Raw genomic sequence first — 21,528 nt, 5'->3', positions numbered from 1 at the left:
TGCGGGCCGGGCTTGTGAATCCGCCCGCCCGAGATCGTTCCGTACGGGCTCCGCGCGCGCTAGCGTGCATGCCCATGACAGTCCGCGCGATCATGGAGGTGGCTGGATGAGCCTGACCAGACGGGGTGTACTGGCAGCGGGCGGAGGCCTGGGAGCCCTGGCGGTGACCGCCGTGGGCGGGGGTACGGCGGCTGCCTCGGGCGGCCACGGCGGGGACTCCGGGCGCGGCGGGCGCGCCCCGGTCCGTACCGGCTTCGACCGGCTGGCCGCGGGCGGCTACCGGCTGCTGGCCGGGGAGCGGGTGGGCATCGTCACCAACCCCACCGGGGTCACCTCCGACGTGCGCCACATCGTGGACGTCATGCACGCCGACGACCGGGTGAACCTCACGGCCGTCTTCGGACCCGAGCACGGCTTCCGGGGCACCGCCCAGGCGGGCGGCTCCGAGGGGCGGTACGACGACCCGGCGACGGGACTGCCGGTCTACGACACGTATCTGAAGAACGGTCAGCCGCTCGCGGACGTGTTCACGGCCTCCGGCGTCGACACGGTCGTCTTCGACATCCAGGACGCGGGCGCCCGCTTCTACACCTACATCTGGACGCTGTACGACTGCATGGAGGCGGCGGCGCTCGCGGGCAAGCGGTTCGTCGTGCTGGACCGGCCGAACCCGAACACCGGTCGGGCCGCGCTCGGTCCGGTGCTCGATCCGGCGTTCGGGACCTTCGTCGGGCGGCGGGAGATCGCCCAGGCGCACGGGATGACCGTCGCGGAACTTGCGCTCTTCTTCAACACCGAGTTCTTCGCCGCGCGTCCGGCGGACCTGGACACGGTGACGATGTCGGGGTGGCGGCGCTCGGACTTCTTCGACGCGACGGGCCTGCCGTGGGTGCCGCCGAGCCCCAACATGCCGACGCCGGACACCGCGCTCGTGTACTCCGGCACCTGCCTCTTCGAGGGGACGAACCTCTCCGAGGGGCGCGGCACCACCCGTCCGTTCGAGTTGCTCGGGGCGGCCGGGATCGACCACCGCTGGGCCGCCGCGGCCAACGCGCTGGAGTTGCCCGGGGTCCACTTCCGCGAGGCGTACTTCGCGCCGACCTTCTCCAAGTTCTCCGGTGTCACGGTCGGCGGAGTGCAGCTCCACGTGGACGACCGGGAGGTCTTCGACCCGGTGCGCACCGGGATCGCGCTGCTGGTGACCGCCAAGGCGACCTGGAGCGGTTTCGCCTGGCGGGCCGACAACTGGATCGACAAGCTGACCGGCAACACCCGGGTCCGCACGATGATCGACGCGGGCGCGGACACCGACGAGGTGGTCGGTGCCTGGCGATCCGACCTCGCCGCATTCCGGGCCAAGCGGAAGAAGTACCTGCTGTACGGGGGCTGAGCCGGTCCGGTCCGGTGCGGGGCCCCGCCTCCCCGCACCGGGCCGGGGGTCTCACCAGGGCAGCGGGCCCTCGGCGTCGAAGTAGCCGCCGGTCGGGCCGTCCGGGCCCACCAGCGCCATCCGCACGATGATCTCCGCCCCCTCCTCCACGGTCTGGGTGCCGGTGCGTCCGTTGAGGTCGGTCGCGGTGAAGCCGGGCTCCACCGCGTTGATCCGCATCCCGGGAAACGCCTTGGCGTACTGCACGGTGATCATGTTGACCGCGGCCTTGGACGCCGGATAGGCGACGCCCGGGTAGGCGGAGGCCGGGTTGCCCGGGGTGGCCATCCGCTCCAGCGAGGCGAGGCCGCTGCTGAGGTTGACCACGACCGGGGCCGCGGAGCGTTCCAGCAGCGGCAGGAAGGCGTGCGTGACCCGCACGGTGCCGAGGACGTTCGTCTCCAGGATCGTCCGCGTGGACCCGGCCGTCTCACCGCCCGCGCCGAGGACGCCTCCGTCCGGAGTGCGTCCCTCGATCCCGGCGTTGTTGATCAGTACGTCGAGGCCGCCCCCGGCCTCGATCGTCTTCGCCGCGGCCTCCACCGAGGCGTCGTCGGTCACGTCGATCAGGACCGGCCTGGCGCCGATCCGCTCGGCCGCCCGCCTCCCGCGTTCGGCGTCGCGGCTTCCCAGGTACACGGTGTGCCCGGCGGCTACCAGCCGGCGGGCGGTCTCGAAGCCGAGACCCTTGTTCGCTCCGGTGATCAGAGTCCTCGTCGTCTTCGTCATGCCTCCCACTGTCCGGCCCGGCCGGGGCGCCTGCCAGACGTCCCGTCTTCCTGGGACCGGCGGTACCAGGAAGACCCGCGGGTCCCGGTGCACACTGGTGGGCATGGCGAAGGCGGAGTTCGGGCAGGCGGTGCGCCGCTGGCGCGACCGGGTGCCGCCCGAGGCCGCGGGGCTCGTACCCGGTGGTCACCGGCGTGCGGCGGGGCTGCGGCGCGAGGAGCTGGCGATGCTCGCCGGGATCTCCGCCGACTACGTGACCCGCCTCGAACAGGGCCGGGCCACCCATCCCTCCGGGCAGATCGTGGAGGCCCTCGCCGGGGCCCTGCGGCTGTCGGGGGCGGAGCGCGAGCACCTCTTCCGGCTGGCCGGTCTCGCGCCTCCCGGCCCCGGCACCGTACCCACCCGCATCTCTCCCAGCGTCCACCGGCTGCTCGACCGGCTCACCGGCACGGCGGTCGCGGTGTACGACGCCACCTGGACGCTGCTCCTGGCGAACCCGCGGTACGCGGCGCTGATGGGCGACCCGGCCCGCCTGCCCGGCCACGAGCGCAACGGGGTCCGGCGCAATCTGCTGGGCCAGGGCGACAGCCGGGTCCGCCAGACCCCGGAGGATCGCCGGCGGCTCGAAGCGGCGCTGGTCGCGGATCTGCGCACGGCCGCCGCCCGGTACCCGGACGATCCCCGGCTGGGGAGCCTCCTCGCGGAACTGCGGTCGGGCAGCGCCCGGTTCGCCGAGCTCTGGGACTCGGGGGCGGTCGGTACCCACGAGTCGGCCCGCAAGACGATCGACCATCCGGCCGTGGGGACCCTCACACTCGACTGCGACGTGCTCACCGTCGCCGGGGACGATCTGCGCGTGATGGTCTACACGGCCGAGCCGCACACCGAGGACGCCGAACGCCTGGCGCTCCTCGGTACCCCGGCCCGGGAGTGAACGGGCGTCGACGCGGACGGTCCGGGTGCGGGGGTGGGGCACACCCCCGCACCCGGACCGTCCGTTGCCGGGCGTGCTCCCCTACCGGTGCGTGGGGAACTCCACGACCTGCTGGTAGGTCGGCCGGTTCTGCCACGGGATCGACTTCTGGGCGATCCCGCCCAGCGCGCGGTGGATGATGGCGTCGCTGCACCACTGGTTGCCGGCCGCGCAGTTGTCGTCACCCGGGTAGACCGTGGTGGCGGGCTTGGCGGCGGCCTGCTTCAGGGTGGTGAGCAGGGCGTCGCGGCAGGTGGCGAGTACGCCGCCCCCGCAGTAGGTGCGGGCCAGCGGCCCCTGGACGTTCTCACCGAGGACCTGGCGCAGGTCCTTGTCGGCGAAGGCCCACCAGCCGTACTGGAAGGCGGAGCCGCTGTGCGCGCCGCTGGGTCCGTGGCTGGCGGCCGGGGACTCGTCCACGGCGAGGTTCACCGCCAGGGCGTCGTAGAGCGCGCCCCCGAGGCCGGGCCGGAACTCCGCGTCCATCAGCGCGGGCCACCAGGCGTCCATGACACGTACGGCGTCGGCGTTGGCGTACGTTCCCGAGCCCGCGGCCGTCTCCTTGCGCTGCGAGCCGCCCGCCCGCCACGCCTCCAGCTGCTTGACGACGGCGTCGAGGGCGGTGTCGGTGACGGGCTGGGAGCGGATGACCTTCAGCAGTTCGGGCAGCAGCTGCTCGCCCCGCAGGTCGGTGACGGCGGCCGACTCCATGGCCTTGGTGAGCGAGGCGCGGGTGACGCCGCCCTGGGCGACCAGCGCGGAGACCCGGTCGTCCAGCAGGTCGGCCCGGTGCACGGCGCCGAACCCGAAGCCGGCGGAGGCGTATCCCTTGGCCTGCCGGTTGTTCCAGGAGATGTAGTAGTCCTGGCCGCTGGAGTGCGGGTGCGCGGCGAAGGACGTGTACGTGGCGGTGTTGGCGGCCGGGTCGAAGCCCTGCCACTCGTACGCCCGGTCCGCCGCGACCGGCAGCGCCGGGTCCACGCCGGCGGCGCGCTCCGGGTTCATGCCGCTGTTGTAGTAGGCGGCGGTGCGGGAGTCGGCGTAGAACCAGTTGAAGGCGTAGTCGATGTTGCTCGCCGCCTGCTGGAAGGAGGCGGCGTCGGTCACGTAGGCGGGGTCGTTGAGCATCTGGAAGCCGATGATGGAGTCGGCCTCGTGGCGGTAGGTGGTGCGCAGCGAGGTGTACGCGACCGGCTTGCCGGCCACGGTCGCCCGGTGGGTGACGATGCCGTAGTTGGTGCGCCAGACCTGCATCCGGTAGGAACCGGCGGCGGTGGAGTCGGCGGTCGTGGGCTTCCAGGAGTTGGTCCGCTCCATCTTCTCCATGGGCGTGCAGGTGCCCCGGTAGAGGTAGGAGGCGGAGTTCTTCGACGGGGTGGCGCCGCTCGCCTCGCAGAGCGGGACGGCGTAGGTGTCGGTGATGTCCTGGGCTGCGGAGGTGGCGCTCCAGGCGTAGTCCTCGCCGCGTCCCATCTGGATGTACATGCCGACGCCCGCGAACGAGACGCCGCGGGCGCTGATGCCGGGTCCCTGGATCTCCTGGAGCATCATCAGCTGTGGAGCGAAGTAGCCGGTCTGCGGGCCGAAGACGGCGACCGGGTTGCCGCTCGCGGTGCGGGAGCCCGAGACCACCAGGGCGTTGGACATGCCGCGCTTCTGCGCGTCGGTGCCGGAGCCGGGGAGGGTGCCCTCGGGGATGACGCCGTCGTCGAAGACGCCCTGGAGCGGCTTGAGGGCGGCGGGCGCGGCGACCTGGGCCTTGAGGTTGGTGCCCGCGGAGCCGGTGCGGTCGTAGATCAGGGGCTCGGCGGTGACGGAGCCCTTGTCGGGGAGTGCGGTGCCTCGCGCGGTGGCGGGCTTCTGGGCGTACGGGAAAGAGGTGCCGTCGTGCACGGTGAGGACGGCTTCCGGGTCCTCGCGCTGCCGGAACGACTCCCAGACCTGGGTGCCCTCGCTGACGCCGTACTTCTCCTGGGCGGCGAGCAGCGAGATCGCGGCCTGCACCTCGCCGCCGCCTCCGCCCCCGAACTGGCCGCCGACGACGGTCGCGATGGCGATCAGGTCGGTGAGCTTGAAGGGCACGATCTCGCCGACGTTGGTGATCGAGTCGATCTTGCCGGTGAGGACGTACTCGCCGGGGAAGTTGCGACTCGACTTCGCCTTGTCCTTGTAGGCGTTGATGCCGTCGATGTAGGCCTGCGCGTCCGACATGGCCAGCTCGCCGCGCGCGCCCTCGGTGGTCCTGATCCGCTCGACCTGGGCCTGGAGATCGGCCTCGGTGTACGGGGCCTGCGGCCAGAACTGCTGCTCCAGGCCCTGGTTGGCGAGCGCCCCGCCGGCGAAGGAGGTGAGTTCGCCGCGTCCGATGTGGCGGAAGAGGTCCATCAGCCAGAGCCGGTCCTGGCCTGCCGCGTAACCGGCGCCGAACTCGGTGCCGTAGCGGGTGGTGCCGACGATGTGCGGGACGCCGGTCTTCTTGTCCCGGGTGATGGTGACGTCGCTGCGGGGCGAGACGGTGGACTCGACCTGACCGGACGGGACGCCGAAGGAGGCGTCGTTGAAGAAGTCGGTCAGCTTGGCGTCGGTGAGGGTGCTCTGGCCGGAGATCAGCGAGGTGTAGCGGTCGAGCTGGTCGTCGCTGTGGGAGGGATGGGTGCCGAAGAGCTTGTTGCCGAGGATGTCGGCGAGTGTGGCATTGCCGTTCGCGCCGGGCGGCAGGATGTCCGCGCACTGGCCGGCGCAGTGGTCGGTGACCGCGGCGGCGGTGGCCGCCACCGGGGCGGCGCCTGCCGGGAGTGATCCCGCCAGCATGGAGGTTCCGAGTGCGAGGACGGCCGCGAAGGTCGCGGCGAGCTTGCCGGTACGTGTACGTGGGGGCATGCGTACTCCTCAGGGAGGCCGATGCGCCGGAGATTACCGACGGTAAGTCCGGTCCGTAAGATGAGCATCAGTCACCTTTGCCGAATCGTCACACGGCCGCCGCGCCCCGGTCGGCGGCCGTCGGCGGCCGTGCGCCCCTGTGTGCACCCCCGTCCCATCCGTGGCCGGAAATCATCTTTCGGGGGAGCCAGAACGGGCAGGCGTACGTCCATCCCCCACAAGAACACCGAACGACGGAGGTGGCGGTGGTATGGCCGGTTTCCGGAGTCTCGCGAGACAGGTCCGTGACCCCCGGGCCGATCTGGCCCTGCGGCGTTACTCGCTGCGCAAATGCCTGGAGCGCTTCGCCCCCTACGGGCACCGGGCGACCTGGGACCATCTGTGCGCCCGGCACGGGTTCGGCCCGGAGGACCGGGCCCCGGACCCGGCCCGGCTGACGGGCGCGCTGGCCGAACTGGAGGCGGCCCGGACCCTCTGGCTGGCGTACGAGGCGGGGTTCGCCGAACGGCGGCGCCGCGAGAAGCGCGAGGGACTGCGCCGTCCCGGCGGCTTCGACGCCTGGCACCGGCGGATCTGGGGAGGCAACGGCGTGGCCCGCTGCGCCGACCCCCGTACGCATCCGAGCGCCCCGCTCCCCGAGGTACTGCTCCGGCTGATCGCCGCGCTCGGCGCGGAGCCCGGCACGGCCTGCCCGGTCTGCGCGGAGACCCGGATCGTCTGGCACCAGGACCCGCACCGCGAACCCCGGTCCGGCCCGGAGTGCACGGGCTGCGGCATCCTCGTACCGGCGTCGGCGCTGACACCGGGGACGCTGGCACGGGCGCACCGGATACGACATCAGCAGCTGACCTCGGCGGCCTGAGGGGCGGCGGCCGGAGCACGGGCGGGCGGGGGCCGGACGAGCGGCCCCCCAGCGCCGGTGTCCCCGCCCCCGGGGTGTCAGTCGCGCGGCTCCGGGTCGGTCCGGCGCTCCGGCATCAGCCGGGAACCGGCCATTCGCTCGCCGGAGATGTCGTCCGGGTTGGAGAGCACGCAGTTCTCCAGCGAGAGACAGCCGCAGCCGATGCAGTCGGTCAGATGGTCGCGCAGCCGGCCGAGCTGCTCGATGCGTTCGTCCAGCTCGGTACGCCACGCCCCGGAGAGCCGCGCCCAGTCCTCCCGGGTGGGCGTGCGCTCCTCCGGGAGTTCGGCGAGCGCCTCGCGGATGGTGGCCAGCGGGATGCCGACCCGCTGGGCCGCGCGCACGAACGCGACCCGCCGGAGCGCGTCCCTGTCGTAGCGGCGCTGATTGCCGCTGGTGCGTCGGCTGGTGATCAACCCCTTGGACTCGTAGAAGTGCAGGGCGGAGACGGCGGCGCCGCTGCGCGCGGCGAGTTGGCCGACGGTGAGTTCGTGGAGCGACCGGGGAATCTGGGGCACCCCCCGAACCTACTGCGCACGCGATGGCACCTCCCCACTTCGTTGACAGGAGCCGGTGACCACTCCATGCTGAGCAAGCGCTTAGACATCGAGCAGTGAGCCGGAAGGCAGGACCAGGACCATGGCAGAGCCGAAGATCTTCACCTCCGCACAGGAGCTCCGCGACGGTGTGGGCGAGCAGCTGGGGCACAGCGACTGGCTGGAGATCGACCAGAAGCGGATCGACCAGTTCGCCGAGGCGACCGGCGACCACCAGTGGATCCATGTCGATCCCGAGCGCGCGGCGACCGGCCCGTTCGGCACCACGATCGCCCACGGATACCTGACGCTCTCCCTGCTCCCGGCACTCGTCCCGCAGGTCATGTCGGTCGAGGGCGCGAAGATGGGCATCAACTACGGCACCAACAAGGTGCGCTTCCCCTCCACCGTCCCGGTCGGATCGCGGCTGCGCGCCACCGCCGTACTGAAGTCCGTCGAGGAAGCGGGCGGCGGGGTGCAGATCACGGCGGTCGTCACCGTGGAGCGTGAGGGCGGCGAGAAGCCGGCCTGCGTCGCCGAGTCGGTGTCCCGCTACTACTTCTGAGCGATCACCCCGGCACGGGCCTCACGGCCACGGGCCCGCCGCACCCCGAGGACGCGGGGTGCGGCGGGCCCGCCGCATGTCCGTGACTCGCGCGGAGTCCTACTTCGGAGCACCGACCATGCGCAGCACCAGGTCCACGTAGAGCGCGCCGACCTCCTCCGGCGTCCGGCTGCCCTGCGCGTTGAACCAGCGCGAGACGTCGATGCAGAGGGAGAGCACGGCGAGCGCGGTACCGGGCACGTCGGGGACGTCGAACTCCCCCGTCTCCACACCGTCCTTGATGATCCGCCGCATCACCGCGTCGGTGCGCCGCCGCAGTTCGATGATCTCGGCGCGGTGTTCGTCGCTCAGCGCGTCGAGTTCGTACTGCACCACCCGCGCGGTGGCGAAGCGCTCGGCGTGCCAGTGGACGAAGGCCCGTACGGCCGTGGCGAGCCGGTCCGAGGCAGTGCCTTCGGCGTCCACCGCCGCGTCCAGCAGGGAGAGCGCGCGGTCGTGGCCGATGCGGCTGATCCGGTGGAGCAGCTCTTCCTTCGTCTTGTAGTGGATGTAGAGGGCCGCCGGGCTCATGCCGGCCCGGCCGGCGATGTCACGGGTGGTCGTCGCGTGGTAGCCGCGCTCGGCGAAGGCCTCGACCGCCGCCACGAGAAGCCGCCGGGCGGCTTCGGGGGTCACTTCGCCCCACGGCGTCTCCTGGCCGTCGGTCTCCTGCGCCGTACCCATCGTCACGCGCCCCTCTCCGTCCACCGGACGAACACCATACCCCGACCCTGAGCAAGCGCTTAGGATCTCGCCCGCAGGATAGCGCCGCCCGCGCGAAAGGGGGAGGTGGGAAGCGGTGAAACGGTTGCGCCCCCGAGATCGCCGGGGTTACCGGGGACCTCGGGGGCGGCGAGGGGAGCGGGCGGGGCGTGCGGGCCCGAGCCGGGGGTCAGAGCTTCTGGAAGGGGTCGTGCTCGGCGAGGATCTTCTCCAGTCGCGCCTGGTCGACGCGGCTGACGATCCTGCCCTCCTCCTGGCGGTCGCGGATGACCTTGGCGAGGGTGAAGCACGAGGTGACGAGGTAGAGGACGCCGATGGCGAGGAAGGCCCGCACCCAGGCGTCCGCGTCGAGGAAGAAGATCCCGAGGGCCACCGCGCCCATCGCCACCCCGAAGGAGGCGACGGCCTGGCCGTAGTAGGCGCCGGTGTTCTGCTGCTTGACGGATGTCGTGTCGCTCATGCCCAGAGCTTCCGCCGCCCGGCGGGCCGCCGCATCCGTGCCGGTACTCACCGCCGTACTCAGGCCCGGTGCGGGGCGGCTGGGAAAGGCGGCCGGGCGACGCGGCGGGCGGCGGTCAGAAGGCGGAGACCCCGGTCAGCGCGCGGCCGATGATCAGCTTCTGGATCTGACTGGTGCCCTCGTAGAGGGTCATCACCCGGGCATCGCGGACCAGCTTGCCCACCGGGTACTCGTCGATGTAGCCGTACCCGCCGAACACCTGGAGGGCGTTGTTGGCGGAGCGGACCGCGGCTTCCGAGGCGAAGAGCTTGGCCTGGGAGGCGGCGGTGGCGAAAGGCTCGCCCCGGTCGACCAGATCGGCGACCCGCCAGGTGAGGAGGCGGGCGGCGTCCACGTCCACGGCGATGTCGCTGATGAGTTCCTGGACCAGCTGGTAGCTCGCGATGGGCTTGCCGAACTGCTGCCGCTCGGACGCGTAACCGACCGCCGCGTCCAGGGCCGCCTGCGCGATCCCCACGCACCCGGCGGCCACCGACATGCGCCCCTTGGCCAGCGCGGACATCGCGATCGAGAACCCCTTGCCCTCGGGGCCCATCAGCGCGGACGCGGGGACCCTGACCCCCTGCAGGACCAGTTCGGCGGTGGCCTGGCCCCGCAGACCGAGCTTGCCGTGGACGGTGTTGCGGGTGAGGCCCGGGGTGTCGGTGGGCACCAGGAAAGCGGAGACGCCCTTGTGGCCCGGGGCGTCGTTGGTACGGGCGAAGAGCAGCACCACATCGGCCCAGGTGCCGTTGGTGATGAACATCTTGGTTCCGTCGATGACGTAGTCGTCGCCGTCGCGTACGGCCTTGGTCGCGAGGTTCCCCGCGTCCGAACCGGTGCCGGGTTCGGTGAGCCCGAAGCAGCCGATCAGGTCCCCGGCGGTGAGGCCGGGCAGCCAGCGGCGCTTCTGCTCCTCGTCGCCCCAGGCGGCGACGGTCTTGGCGACCAGGCCGAGGGAGACGGAGACGATGCCGCGCACCGAGGAGTCGCCGCGCCCCAGTTCCTCGGTGACCAGGCAGTACGCGAGGTGGTCACCGCCGGAGCCGCCGTACTCCTCCGGCACGGTGAGCCCGAGGAATCCCAGAGCGCCCAGCCTCTTCACAATCGACTTGTCGACATTCTCGGCACGGTCCCAGGCGGCGACGTGCGGGGTGACCTCCCGGGTCACGAAGTCCCTTGCCAGTCGGCGGACCGCTTCCTGTTCCTCGCTGAGCTCCAGGTTCATCGGACTCCACTCCTCCGCGTCGGGCGCCGCTCCCAGCGGGCCGCCGACCCCGCCGACACTTTAAATTAGCACTGCTAGTTTCTTGTCGCAGCCCACTATGTGCCGCCGGGCCGTGCGGCGCAAGCCCTCCGCGTCCCGGCGGTCTCCGCAGCTCTATTCGGCCAACTCCGGCCGGAGCGATCGGTCCTGCCCCGCGCCCTGCTAGATTCCCTCGCCTCCCGCGCAAGGGGCGGGCACCGTCCCTCCGCCGGCCCCGACCACCCGGAAGGGGAACCGGATTGACGGCCGCACACGAAGAGGGTTTGGACCTCCCGGAGGACGAGGGCCGGCTGCGCCTGGTCATGTCCGTCCCGCTGGCGATCCTGTATCTGATCGCGGGCTTCTTCCTGTACACGGCCTTGTCGATCCGCCCCTCGGGCGGCTGGGACGACGGGGCCCGGGCGGCCATCGCCCTGTCGTGCGTCCTCACGCTCCTGGCGGGCGGGACGGCGGCCGGGCTGGTGGCGCTGCCCTCGGTCCGCAGGGCGATGGGCTGGTGGTGGACAGCACCCGCGCCAGTGCTGGGCGTCGTCGCCGTGATCCGCTGGGTCACCATGGAGTAGCGCCGATCACCTGCGGGTTCCCGGCGGCCAGGCCCTACTATGTGCCGCATGGCCCGACCTCGTACCCCCCTCCTGAGCCGAGAACGGATCGTCGAGGCGGCGGGCGCGCTCGTGGACGCGGAGGGACTCGGTGCCCTCTCCACCCGGCGGCTCGCCGCCGGGCTGGGGGTCAGCGGACCGTCGCTGTACAACCACTTCCGGAACAAGGACGAGATCCTCGACGCGGTCGCCGACGCGGTGTCCGCCCAGGTCGACCTGTCGATGTTCGACGCGGGCGATCCGCGCGACTGGCGCTCCGCCCTGCACGACTGGGCCGTCTCGTACCGGGCCGCGCTCTCCGCGCATCCGCACATCGTGCCGGTCCTGGCGCAGGGCCCCGGGCGCCGGCCCGCCGGGCTGCGGGTGGCCGACGCGGTGTTCGGCGCGATGGTGGACGCGGGCTGGCCGCGCGCCCAGGCCACGCACATCGGAGCGCTGATGCGGTACTTCGTCACCGGCTCCGCACTGGGGTCCTTCGCGCGGGGTTTCGTGGACGACGAGACGGCGTACGACCCCGCCGACTACCCGCACCTCGGCCAGGCCCACCTCCTCGCCGACCGGCGCCAGCAGGTGGACGAGGGCGCCTTCGAGACGGGGCTGCGGGCGCTGCTCGACGGGCTGGCGCTCCAGTACGCGCGACTGGACCGGCGCCCGGGGACGACGCGGCACTGAGGCCCGGGCCCCGACCGCCCCGTGGACGTCCGGTGCGGGCCGATCCCCGCGCACCGTACCTTCCTCGCATGACCACACCGCCCGTACCCACTGATCCGCCCCGCTCCGGCCCCGACCGGCGGGCCGTCGCCGCCGCCTGCTTCACCGTCGTGCTGTGGGCGACCGCGTTCGTCTCCATCCGCAGCGCGGGCGAGGCCTACTCCCCCGGAGCGCTCGCCCTCGGCCGGCTGCTGGCGGGTTCCGTGGTGCTCGTCGCCCTGTTGCTCGTACGCCGCGAGGGGCTGCCGGCGCGCGGTGCCTGGCCCGGCATCGTCGTCTCCGGGCTCCTCTGGTTCGGCCTCTACATGGTGGTGCTCAACTGGGGCGAGCAGGAGGTGGACGCCGGGACCGCCGCGATGGTGGTCAACATCGGTCCGATCCTGATCGCGCTGCTCGGGGCCCGGCTGCTGGGCGAGGGGCTGCCGCGCAGGCTGCTCGGGGGCATGGGGGTGTCCTTCGCGGGCGCCGTCGTCGTCGGTCTGTCCATGTCGGGCCACGGCGGTTCCTCGGTGCTCGGGGTGCTGCTCTGTTTCGTCGCCGCCCTCACCTACGCGGCGGGCGTGGTCGCGCAGAAGCCCGCGCTGGAGCACGGTTCACCCCTCCAGGTCACCGCATTCGGCTGCCTGATCGGCGCGGCGGGCTGCCTTCCGTTCACCGGGGTGCTGGTCCACGAGGCCGCCGACGCCCCGCTCTCCGCCACTCTCAACATGATCTATCTGGGCGTCTTCCCGACCGCGCTCGCCTTCACCACCTGGGCGTACGCGCTGGCGCGCACCACCGCCGGGCGGATGGGCTCCACCACCTACGCGGTGCCCGCTCTCGTGGTGCTGATGTCGTGGCTGGTGCTCGACGAGGTACCGGCCGCGCTCTCCGTCCTCGGCGGGCTGCTCTGCCTGGCAGGGGTGGCGGTCTCCCGGACCCGTCCGCAGACTGGGCGGACGCGGAAGGTCGTGGCCGAGCCGGTGGAGGGAGCCCCCGATGGCGTCGAGCAGCAGGAAACCGGGCGGGTCTGACGGGCGCGCACGGACGGCCCGGCGGGGATCCGCCGGGTCGAAGCCCGTGCCGGACGACTCCCCGCCCGGGTCGGAGGCGGACCGTGCCGCCCGGTTCGGCGGACCGCACCTGGAGGGGTTCGGGCTCCACGAGCGGGGCGACGACGACCCGGAGCTGGTCACCCCGGAGGGCCGCGCCCGGGACGCCTGGCGGGAGGACTACCCCTATCCGCAAAAGCTCGGCCGCAAGACGTACGACAAGCAAAAACGCGCCCTCCAGATCGAGCTGATCAAGCTCCAGCACTGGGTGAAGGAGCACGACGAGCGGCTGGTGATCCTCTTCGAGGGGCGGGACGCGGCCGGCAAGGGCGGCACCATCAAGCGGTTCACCGAGCATCTCAACCCGCGCGGCGCCCGGGTGGTGGCTCTGGAGAAGCCGACCGAACGCGAGTCCTCCCAGTGGTACTTCCAGCGGTACGCGGTCCACCTTCCGACGGCGGGCGAGATCGTCCTCTTCGACCGGTCCTGGTACAACCGGGCCGGGGTGGAGCGGGTGATGGGTTTCTGCACCACCCGCGAGTACCTGGAGTTCATGCACCAGGCCCCGGGGTTCGAGCGGATGCTGGTCCGCGACGGCATCCACATCGTGAAGTTCTGGTTCTCGGTCTCCCGCAACGAGCAGCGCAACCGTTTCATGATCCGGCAGATCGACCCGGTGCGCCGCTGGAAGCTGAGCCCGGTCGACCTGGCGTCGCTCGACAAGTGGGACGCGTACACCGAGGCCAAGGAGCTGATGCTCTTCCACACCGACACGGCCGACGCGCCTTGGACGGTGGTGAAGAGCAACGACAAGAAGCGGGCGCGGCTGGAGGCGATGCGGCACGTACTGGACCGCTTCGACTACCCGGGCAAGGACACGTCCGTGGTCGGCGTCCCGGACCCGCTGATCGTCGGTCCGGCGTCCCGGCTCTTCGAGGAGGGCGAGATGGACGCCCGGCTGCTCGCCCCGAGGCCGCCCAAGGCCTGACCCCCGGTCCGCCCCTCCGCGCACGGGCCGCGCGGCGCCGGGTCCGCGGACCACCGCCACAACGCGGGGCGACCGGATTCCGACGGCTCGGCGAACTTCTGCTGTTCGCACACCAGTTTGCCTTACTCGTCAGTAGCGTGTGCGCCCGTGACCACACAACACGCGCCCGCATCCGCACCCAGCCGTCGCACGGTCGTCAAGGCTGCCGCCGCCACGGCCGTCGCCGCCCCCGTCCTGCTCGGCGCGACCGCCGCACGGGCCGCCGACGGGCCGGCCTTCCTGCACGGTGTGGCCTCCGGCGACCCCCTCCCGGACGGCGTCCTCCTGTGGACCCGCGTCACGCCCTCCCCGGACGCCGTACCCGGCTCCGGCCTCGGCGCGGACACCCCGGTCGGCTGGGAGATCGCCGAGGACAAGGCCTTCTCCCGGACGGTCGCCTCCGGTACGTCCATCGCCCGGGCCGCGTCCGACCACACCGTCAAGGCGGACGTCCGGGGGCTGCGCCCGGCCACCGCCTACTGGTTCCGCTTCTCGGCCGCCGCCGGGCAGATCCTCTCCCCCGCGGGCCGGACCCGCACGGCGCCCGCCGCCGGTGCGGCGACGCCCGGGGTGCGCTTCGGCGTGGTGTCCTGCGCCAACTGGGAGGCCGGCTACTTCTCCCCGTACCGGCACCTCGCGGCCCGCGCCGACCTGGACGCCGTGCTGCACCTCGGCGACTACATCTACGAGTACGCGTCCGGCGGTTACGCCCACGGCGACACCGTCGTGCGCCCGCACTCCCCTTTGCACGAGATCCTCACCCTGGCCGACTACCGCGTCCGGCACGCCACGTACAAGACGGACGCCGACCTCCGGGCCCTGCACGCCGCCCACCCGGTGATAGCGATCTGGGACGACCACGAGTTCGCCAACGACGCCTGGTCCGGCGGCGCCGAGAACCACACCCCGGGGACGGAGGGCGCCTGGGCGGGCCGGGTCGCGGCGGCCAAGCAGGCGTACTTCGAGTGGATGCCGGTCCGTGCCTCCACCGAGGGCACCGTCTACCGCCGGCTCTCCTTCGGCAGCCTCGCCGAGCTGCACCTGCTCGACCTGCGCAGCTTCCGCTCCGCGCAGGCGTCGATCGGCAGCGGGTCGGTCGACGACCCGGAGCGCACGATCACCGGCCGGGCCCAACTGGAGTGGCTGAAGGCCGGTCTCGCCGGGTCGGCGGCCACCTGGAAGCTGGTGGGTACGTCCGTGATGATCTCCCCGGTCGCCTTCGGCTCCGTCCCCGCCGACGTGCTCGCGCCGCTCGCGGAGTTGCTGGGCCTGCCCGGCGGCGGCCTGGCCGTCAACGTCGACCAGTGGGACGGCTACACCGACGACCGCAAGGAGCTGATCGACCACCTGCGGACCAGGTCGGTGACCAACACGGTCTTCCTGACCGGCGACATCCACATGGCGTGGGCCAACGACGTGCCCGTCAAAGCCGCGACCTACCCGCTGTCGGCGTCCGCCGCCACCGAGTTCGTGGTGACCTCGGTGACCTCGGACAACCTGGACGACATCCTGAAGGTCCCCGCGCACACGGTCTCCGAGGTCGCCGCCCTGGCGGTGAAGGCCGCCAACCGCCACGTGAAGTGGGTGGACATGGACGGCCACGGTTACGGGGTCCTCGACGTGACGGCCGAGCGCTCACAGATGGACTACTACACGGTCTCCGACAAGACCCGCCAGGACGCCACGGCCGCCTGGGCCCGCTCGTACCGCACGCTCAACGGCACCCAGAAGGTCGAACGGGCCGACGCCCCGGTGCGCTGACCCGACCGCGAGAACCGCGCGCGACCCGCCGCCGGCCGCCCGTGCCCAGGGGTACGGGCGGCCGCGCGGGGCGGCCTCAGAAGGTGACCAGGGCCCGGCCGCCCTTTCCGGCGACCATGTTCTCGAAGGCGGCGGGGATGCCGTCGAGCGAGATCCGCTCGGTGACCATCGACGACACGTCGAAGCGGCCCGCGCGGATGTGCTCGGCGAGCACCGGCAGATCGCGTTCCGGGTCGCTGTTGCCGTAGACGCAGCCGGTCAGGGAGCGGCCCCAGTGGAAGATCTCCAGGGCGTTGAAGGTGACGTCCTGGTCCTTGCCGCCGATGCCGACGACGGTGGTACGGCCGCCCCTGCGGGTGGACTCCCAGGCGGTACGGATGGTCCGGGCGAGCCCCACGCACTCCACGGCCACGTCCGCGCCCACCCCGTCGGTGAGCCCCCGGATCTCGCGGGGGGTGGTGGCGGAGGCGACGACGTAGTCGGTGGCACCGGCCAGCCGGGCCAGCTCCTCCTTCTCCGGCGTGACGTCCACGGCGATGATCCGGGAGGCACCGGCGATGCGCGCCGACTGGAGCACGGCGAGACCGACCCCGCCGATCCCGAACACGGCCACGGTCTCCCCGGCCCGCACGCGTGCGGAGTGGTGGACCGCGCCGTAGCCGGTGAGCACCGCGCAGCCGAGGAGGGCCGCGTCGGTGAGCGGGATGCCCGCCGGGGCGGGCAGTACGCAGTTGGCGGCGACGAGGGTCTCCTGCGCGAACGCGCCGACGTTCAGGCCGGGGTGGAGTGCGGTGCCGTCCGCGAGGCGGGCATGGACGTTCGCTGCGCCCTTCAGCGCGTCGGCGCAGAGCCAGACCTCACCGATCCGGCAGGGATGGCATGTGCCGCAGGAGGGTGCCCAGTTGAGGACGACGCCGTCACCCGGGACGACGTGCTCGACGCCCTCGCCGACCTCCAGGACGGTGCCCGCGCCCTCGTGGCCGAGTACGCAGGGCACCGGCAGGCGCATGGTGCCGTTGCTCAGCGACAGGTCGGAGTGGCAGACCCCGGCGGCGGCCAGGCTCACCCTCACCTGGCCCGGACCGGTGTCCGGCAGCTCGATGTCGGTGATCTCCAGCGGCGCTTGGACGGCGGGCAGTACGGCGGCGCGAACCACGGACGGCTCCCTCGGTTGGTGGGCCGGGCCCGGCGGGACCGGCGGCGGACTGGGGTCGGCCGGGCGCCCCGGCGGCTGACCGGGCGGCGTGCGGCCGGAGTTCAGAACTGGAAGGACTTCGTCTGGAGGTACTCGGCGAGACCGTGCGGGCCGAGTTCACGGCCGACGCCGGACTGCTTGTAGCCGCCGAAGGGTGCCAGCGGGTTGAACCGGCCGCCGTTGATGTCGACCTGCCCGGTCTCCATCCGGCGGGCGAAGGCGACGGCCCGCTCGTCGTCGGCCGCCCAGACCGCGCCGGCCAGGCCGTAGACGGTGCCGTTGGCGATACGGAGGGCGTCCTCCTCGTCCTCGTACCGGAGGATGGAGAGGACCGGGCCGAAGATCTCCTCCTGGGCGATGGCCATGTCCCCGGTGACGTCGGCGAAGACGGTGGGCCTGACGTAATAGCCGACCTCCTGCGGGGAGTCGGGGCCTCCGGCGACGAGCCGGGCGCCTTCCGCGATGCCCTTCTCGATGTAACCCCGCACCCGCGCCTGCTGCTTGGCGTTGACGACGGGTCCGATCCGCTCCCCGGGGACGTACTTGGCGACGGCCGCCGCCGCGAGGGCCACGGCTTCCTCGTACCGCTCGGCGTCCACCAGCATCCGGGTCCACGCGCTGCACGTCTGGCCGGAGTTGGACATCACGTTGGCGACGCCGACGTTGACGGCCTTGGCGAGGTCGGCACCCGGCAGGATCACGTTGGCGGACTTGCCGCCCAGCTCCAGTGCGACACGCTTGACGGCGCCGCTCGCGGTGGCGCCGATCGACCTGCCGACGGCCGTGGAGCCGGTGAAGGAGACGAGGTCGACCCCGGGGTGCTCGGCGAGCGCCTGCCCGGCGACCGGGCCGAGACCGGTGACCAGGTTGAAGACACCGGCCGGGATCCCGGCCTCCTCGGCGGCTTCGGCGAAGAGTTGGGCGGTCAGCGGGGTGTCCTCGGCGGGCTTGAGGACGACCGTGCAGCCGGCGGCCAGCGCGGGGGCCACCTTGGCGACGATCTGGTGGAGCGGGTAGTTCCAGGGGGTGATCGCCCCGACGACCCCGACCGGCTCGTGCAGCACGGTGGAGTTCCCGAGCTTCTCCTCGAAGGCGTACGTGGCGGCGAGTTCGGCGTACGAACCGGCGACCAGCACCGGCACGCCCGCGTGCACGGTCTGCGAGAGCCGGAGCGGGGAGCCGAGTTCGGCGGTGACCGTCGCGGCGATCTCCTCCGCGCGGGCGGCGAGGACGTCCCGCAGGGCGGCGAGCCGTGCGGCGCGCCCGGCGGGCGGGGTGGCGGCCCAGCCGGGGAGCGCGGCGCGCGCGGCACGTACGGCGGCGTCCACGTCGGCGGGCGTCCCCGCAGGCACATGGGCGATGACCTGCTCGTCGGCCGGGTTCACGACCGCGATGGTGTCGCGGCCCTCGGCGGGTCGCCATGCGCCGCCGATGTACATCCCGTCGTGGGCCTTCATGGGCTGTTCCTCCCGGGCTTGCGGTGTTCGGCCGCTGTGTGGGGCCGGCTTGCGGTCGTCCGGCTCGGTCGTTTCCGGCTCTCGGTCGTCCGCGCCTGGTCGCCGGAACCCCAAACTAGCGCTGTTAGTTTTTGTGCGCCAGAGCCGGTACCGGGAGGGGCCCGAGACGCGCGTCACGTGGGCGCCGGCCGGATCACGGAGGAGACCGGCGAACGCCGAGGGGCGGCGCTCTCCGGCTCGTTCGCCGGGTCACGCCGCCCTCGGGGCGGTACGGGGTGCGGGGGTGCGGGGTGCGGCCCTGGTGGCCATGGCGGCTTACTTCGGGTCGGCGTTGAAGGTCGAGGTCGACCAGAGGTAGCCGAGGACCGAGAGGCCCAGGCACCAGGCGACGGCGATGAGACCGTTGTCGCCGATCTCGGTGCCGAGCAGGAGTCCGCGCAGGGTCTCGATGGCCGGGGTGAACGGCTGGTACTCGGCGACCGGCTGGAACCAGCCGGGCATGGAGTCGACGGGGACGAAAGCGCTGGAGAGGAGCGGGAGCAGGATCAGGGGCATCGCGTTGTTGCTCGCCGCCTCCACGGTCGGGCTGACCAGGCCCATCCCGACCGCGATCCAGGTGAGCGCCAGGGCGAACAGCACCAGCAGCCCGAAGGCCGCCAGCCACTCCAGGACAGTGGCGTCGGTGGAGCGGAAGCCGATGGCCACCCCGACCGCCCCGACGAGGACCACACTGGCGACCGACTGCAGCACGCTGCCGACGACGTGCCCGACGAGGACCGATCCCCGGTGGATCGCCATGGTGCGGAAGCGGGCGATGATGCCCTCGGTCATGTCCATCGAGACGGAGACCGCACTGCCGACCACGGTGCTCCCGATGGTCATCAGCAGCAGGCCCGGCACGATGTAGGCGATGTAGTCGGAGCGGTCCCCGCCGCCGATGCCCGCGCTCATGGTGTCGCCGAAGATGTAGACGAAGAGCAGGAGCAGCATGATCGGCGTGAGCAGCAGGTTCAGGGTGAGCGAGGGGTAGCGCCGGGCGTGCAGCAGGTTGCGGCGCAGCATCGTGGACGAGTCGCGCACGGCGAGGGAGAGGGAGCTCATCGGACGTCCTCCTTGGACTGGGGCGACTGGGGCGACGTGGACGGCCGGGGCGACCGTGTCTGCTGGTCCGGCCCGTCCTGCTGGTCCGCCTGGTGGGGGACGTGGGTGGTGTCGGTGAGGGCGAAGAACACGTCGTCGAGGTCGGGGGTGTGGACGGTGAGTTCGTCGGCTTCGACGCCTGCGGTGTCGAGGCGGTCGAGGATGGTGCGCAGTTCGCGCTGGCTGCCGTCGCTGAGGATCTGGAGGGTGAGGGCGTCGTCGTCGCGGGCGGCGTCGGGCAGGGCGGTCGCGGCTTCGCGGTAGGGGGCGGGGTCGGTGAAGCGGAGGCGGACGTGTCCGCCGGGGACGAGGCGCTTGAGTTCGTCGGCGGTGCCTTCGGCGGCGATCCTGCCGTCGTGGAGGACGGCGATGCGGTCGGCGAGTTCGTCGGCTTCGTCGAGGTACTGGGTGGTGAGGAAGACGGTGGTGCCGCCGGTGACGAGTTCGCGGATGATGCCCCACATGGTGTGGCGGGAGCGGGGGTCGAGTCCGGTGGTGGGTTCGTCGAGGAAGATGATCCTGGGGTCGCCGACCAGGGTCATGGCGATGTCGAGGCGGCGTTTCATGCCGCCGGAGTAGGTGGAGGCGGGCTTCTTCGCCGCGTCGGTGAGGTCGAAGCGTTCCAGCAGTCCGGCGGCGACCCGCTTGCCCTCCGTTGTGGGGAGGTGGTGCAGGTCGGCCATGAGGAGCATGTTCTCCTCGCCGGTGATCAGGCCGTCCACCGCCGAGAACTGGCCGGTGACGCCGATCGCGGCCCGTACCGCCTGCGGCGCGGCGGCCAGGTCGTGGCCGGCGACCCGGGCCTGGCCGGCGTCGGCGGTGATGAGGGTCGAGAGGATCTTGACGACGGTGGTCTTGCCGGCCCCGTTCGGACCGAGCAGCGCGAACACGGACCCGGCCGGGACGGCCAGGTCGATGCCGTCGAGGACGGTCTTGTCGCCGTAGGACTTGCGCAGACCCTTCGCCGCGATGGCCGGGTCGGTGGTGGGGTGTGCCACGGGAGTGCTCCTTTACAGGCTGCGGGCGGTGATGTCGCCGTAGGCGGTGGTCGCGTGGATGTTCAGTCCGGCGGCGGCGCCGTCGGTGTGGGTGAGCGCGTTGTGCACCCGGCCGTAGCTGGTGCCGGCGTCCAGGGAGGCAAAGACCCCGCGGGCGGCGCCGACGGCGATGTTCCCGTGCGAGGTACGCAGGGTGACGGTGCCTCGGACGGCCTCGGTGACGTGGAGGTCGCCCTTCTGGGTGCTGATCTCGGCGGGGCCGCCGAGGCGGCCGACCGAGACGTCTCCGGCGAGGACGGTGAGCCTGGCGCTCGCGGTCTCGTCGAGCTTGACCGTCGCCTCCTGCCCCTCGAAGACGACGTCGCCGAGCCGTCCGACGCCGCGGAGTTCGGCCAGGGCCGCCTTCGCCTCGACGCGGGAGCCGGCGGGCAGTTGGACGGTCACCTCGACCGATCCGGAGGAGCCGAGGACGCGGTGGGTCGCGGCGGGGGCCTCGATCCGCAGGACGCCCTCGGTGTGGGTGACCTCGATCCGCCCGGCCGCCTTGACGTCGGAGCCCTTGGAGGCGTCCGCGGGCAGGATCTCGACGGTGGTGTCGGGCCGGTCGGCGGCGATGAACCGGATGAGTCCGGCGGGGATGTCCACGACGGCCGTGACCGGGGCGGGGGTGTCGAACTTCTGCATGGTTTTCTCTTTCGTCCGCGTCGCGGGCCCCTGCGGCCCGAGGTTTCCGACAAGAGAAACGCTACGTTGCATTCACCATTCCGGCAACGAAGTAGTCGATGAAAAACCCGTCATTGCAGGTGGGTTGAGGGATTTCATTGCAATGAATGTGAATCGAATGCAACGAACCTGCCCCCAATCGTTGCAATGGGTTGGGCGCGAACGCAAAGGAGCGGCCCAGGGCGTGTGCCGAAAGTAGCGCCGTCCGTCCGGAGGGCGGGTCCGGCGGCGTCCGGTGCGTGCGCTCGCACGGCGGAGGGTCGCCCGGTACTGGACGTACCGGGGTGATCCCGACGACGCGGCCAGCGTGCGTGCCGGGCGTCGCCGGACAGGCGGGGCTTT

General features: G+C 72.2%; 20 protein-coding genes. 9 read left to right on the top strand and 11 right to left on the bottom strand.

The genetic code is table 11. The annotated features are described in order from the left end of the window. Window positions 1–106: 106 nt before the first annotated feature. The gene (locus tag OHT52_RS25735; protein WP_328722555.1) at window positions 107–1,390 is read left to right on the top strand and encodes an exo-beta-N-acetylmuramidase NamZ family protein; all 1,284 of its coding nucleotides are present in this window, start codon (window positions 107–109) and stop codon (window positions 1,388–1,390) included. Between the two features lie 51 nt (window positions 1,391–1,441). Here OHT52_RS25735 and OHT52_RS25730 read toward each other — a convergent pair whose 3' ends face one another. Beyond that, window positions 1,442–2,158, bottom strand: a complete 717-nt coding sequence (locus OHT52_RS25730; RefSeq protein WP_328722554.1) for an SDR family NAD(P)-dependent oxidoreductase — start codon at window positions 2,156–2,158, stop codon at window positions 1,442–1,444. Window positions 2,159–2,261: 103 nt separating this feature from the next. Between OHT52_RS25730 and OHT52_RS25725 the strand changes: the two genes are divergently transcribed. After that, window positions 2,262–3,092, top strand: coding sequence for a helix-turn-helix transcriptional regulator (locus tag OHT52_RS25725; RefSeq protein ID WP_328722553.1), 831 nt, complete (start codon window positions 2,262–2,264; stop codon window positions 3,090–3,092). A gap of 81 nt (window positions 3,093–3,173) precedes the next feature. Here OHT52_RS25725 and OHT52_RS25720 read toward each other — a convergent pair whose 3' ends face one another. Continuing rightward, entirely contained in the window at window positions 3,174–6,011 is a 2,838-nt protein-coding gene (locus OHT52_RS25720) for a penicillin acylase family protein (protein WP_328722552.1), read from the bottom strand. 250 nt (window positions 6,012–6,261) lie between these two features. Here OHT52_RS25720 and OHT52_RS25715 point away from each other — a divergent pair, with 250 nt between their 5' ends. Then, a complete protein-coding gene (locus tag OHT52_RS25715; protein ID WP_328722551.1) occupies window positions 6,262–6,873 on the top strand; it encodes a hypothetical protein in 612 nt (203 codons plus the stop codon). Between the two features lie 77 nt (window positions 6,874–6,950). Here OHT52_RS25715 and soxR read toward each other — a convergent pair whose 3' ends face one another. Further along, entirely contained in the window at window positions 6,951–7,430 is a 480-nt protein-coding gene (gene soxR, locus OHT52_RS25710; protein ID WP_328722550.1) for a redox-sensitive transcriptional activator SoxR, read from the bottom strand. Between the two features lie 121 nt (window positions 7,431–7,551). Between soxR and OHT52_RS25705 the strand changes: the two genes are divergently transcribed. Continuing rightward, window positions 7,552–8,013, top strand: coding sequence for a MaoC family dehydratase (locus OHT52_RS25705; RefSeq protein WP_266702746.1), 462 nt, complete (start codon window positions 7,552–7,554; stop codon window positions 8,011–8,013). Between the two features lie 99 nt (window positions 8,014–8,112). Here OHT52_RS25705 and OHT52_RS25700 read toward each other — a convergent pair whose 3' ends face one another. The 3 genes from OHT52_RS25700 to OHT52_RS25690 form a co-directional block, all read right to left on the bottom strand. Further along, window positions 8,113–8,736 (bottom strand): TetR/AcrR family transcriptional regulator, encoded by a 624-nt coding sequence (locus tag OHT52_RS25700; protein WP_328723902.1) that lies wholly within the window; start codon window positions 8,734–8,736, stop codon window positions 8,113–8,115. A 208-nt stretch (window positions 8,737–8,944) separates the two neighbouring features. Beyond that, window positions 8,945–9,235, bottom strand: a complete 291-nt coding sequence (locus OHT52_RS25695; RefSeq protein WP_328722549.1) for a YiaA/YiaB family inner membrane protein — start codon at window positions 9,233–9,235, stop codon at window positions 8,945–8,947. Window positions 9,236–9,350: 115 nt separating this feature from the next. Beyond that, window positions 9,351–10,502 carry an acyl-CoA dehydrogenase family protein gene (locus OHT52_RS25690; protein ID WP_328722548.1) on the bottom strand — a complete coding sequence of 384 codons (1,152 nt, stop codon included), beginning with the start codon at window positions 10,500–10,502 and terminating at the stop codon, window positions 9,351–9,353. A 278-nt stretch (window positions 10,503–10,780) separates the two neighbouring features. Between OHT52_RS25690 and OHT52_RS25685 the strand changes: the two genes are divergently transcribed. The 5 genes from OHT52_RS25685 to OHT52_RS25665 all read left to right on the top strand — a co-directional run bounded on the left by OHT52_RS25685 (window position 10,781) and on the right by OHT52_RS25665 (window position 15,673). Further along, entirely contained in the window at window positions 10,781–11,104 is a 324-nt protein-coding gene (locus tag OHT52_RS25685; protein WP_328722547.1) for a hypothetical protein, read from the top strand. 48 nt (window positions 11,105–11,152) lie between these two features. Next, complete coding sequence (locus OHT52_RS25680) at window positions 11,153–11,815, top strand: TetR/AcrR family transcriptional regulator (protein WP_328722546.1); 663 nt, start codon at window positions 11,153–11,155, stop codon at window positions 11,813–11,815. 68 nt (window positions 11,816–11,883) lie between these two features. Continuing rightward, window positions 11,884–12,867 carry a DMT family transporter gene (locus OHT52_RS25675; RefSeq protein ID WP_328722545.1) on the top strand — a complete coding sequence of 328 codons (984 nt, stop codon included), beginning with the start codon at window positions 11,884–11,886 and terminating at the stop codon, window positions 12,865–12,867. Next, window positions 12,833–13,873 carry a polyphosphate kinase 2 gene (ppk2, locus tag OHT52_RS25670; protein WP_443046665.1) on the top strand — a complete coding sequence of 347 codons (1,041 nt, stop codon included), beginning with the start codon at window positions 12,833–12,835 and terminating at the stop codon, window positions 13,871–13,873. The genes OHT52_RS25675 and ppk2 overlap by 35 nt, the downstream gene beginning before the upstream one ends. A gap of 147 nt (window positions 13,874–14,020) precedes the next feature. Further along, window positions 14,021–15,673, top strand: coding sequence for an alkaline phosphatase D family protein (locus OHT52_RS25665; protein WP_328722543.1), 1,653 nt, complete (start codon window positions 14,021–14,023; stop codon window positions 15,671–15,673). A gap of 76 nt (window positions 15,674–15,749) precedes the next feature. On the opposite strand, the gene OHT52_RS25660 is transcribed toward OHT52_RS25665, so the two are convergent. From OHT52_RS25660 to OHT52_RS25640, 5 genes are all read right to left on the bottom strand, one after another. Beyond that, window positions 15,750–16,829: a Zn-dependent alcohol dehydrogenase gene (locus tag OHT52_RS25660; RefSeq protein WP_328722542.1), complete on the bottom strand. Its 1,080-nt coding sequence runs from the start codon at window positions 16,827–16,829 to the stop codon at window positions 15,750–15,752. Window positions 16,830–16,930: 101 nt separating this feature from the next. Beyond that, entirely contained in the window at window positions 16,931–18,325 is a 1,395-nt protein-coding gene (locus OHT52_RS25655; RefSeq protein ID WP_328722541.1) for an aldehyde dehydrogenase family protein, read from the bottom strand. 315 nt (window positions 18,326–18,640) lie between these two features. Then, window positions 18,641–19,426 carry an ABC transporter permease gene (locus tag OHT52_RS25650; protein WP_328722540.1) on the bottom strand — a complete coding sequence of 262 codons (786 nt, stop codon included), beginning with the start codon at window positions 19,424–19,426 and terminating at the stop codon, window positions 18,641–18,643. After that, window positions 19,423–20,463: an ATP-binding cassette domain-containing protein gene (locus OHT52_RS25645; RefSeq protein ID WP_328722539.1), complete on the bottom strand. Its 1,041-nt coding sequence runs from the start codon at window positions 20,461–20,463 to the stop codon at window positions 19,423–19,425. Before OHT52_RS25645 ends, OHT52_RS25650 begins: the two co-directional genes overlap by 4 nt. A 12-nt stretch (window positions 20,464–20,475) precedes the next feature. Then, window positions 20,476–21,147, bottom strand: a complete 672-nt coding sequence (locus OHT52_RS25640) for a DUF4097 family beta strand repeat-containing protein (RefSeq protein ID WP_328722538.1) — start codon at window positions 21,145–21,147, stop codon at window positions 20,476–20,478. Between the last annotated feature and the right edge of the window lie 381 nt (window positions 21,148–21,528).

This window comes from Streptomyces sp. NBC_00247, from assembly GCF_036188265.1.
Classification (GTDB): Bacteria; Actinomycetota; Actinomycetes; order Streptomycetales; family Streptomycetaceae; genus Streptomyces.
Note: the sequence above shows the minus strand (reverse complement) of the source record. Positions and strands in the feature narration are given on the sequence as shown.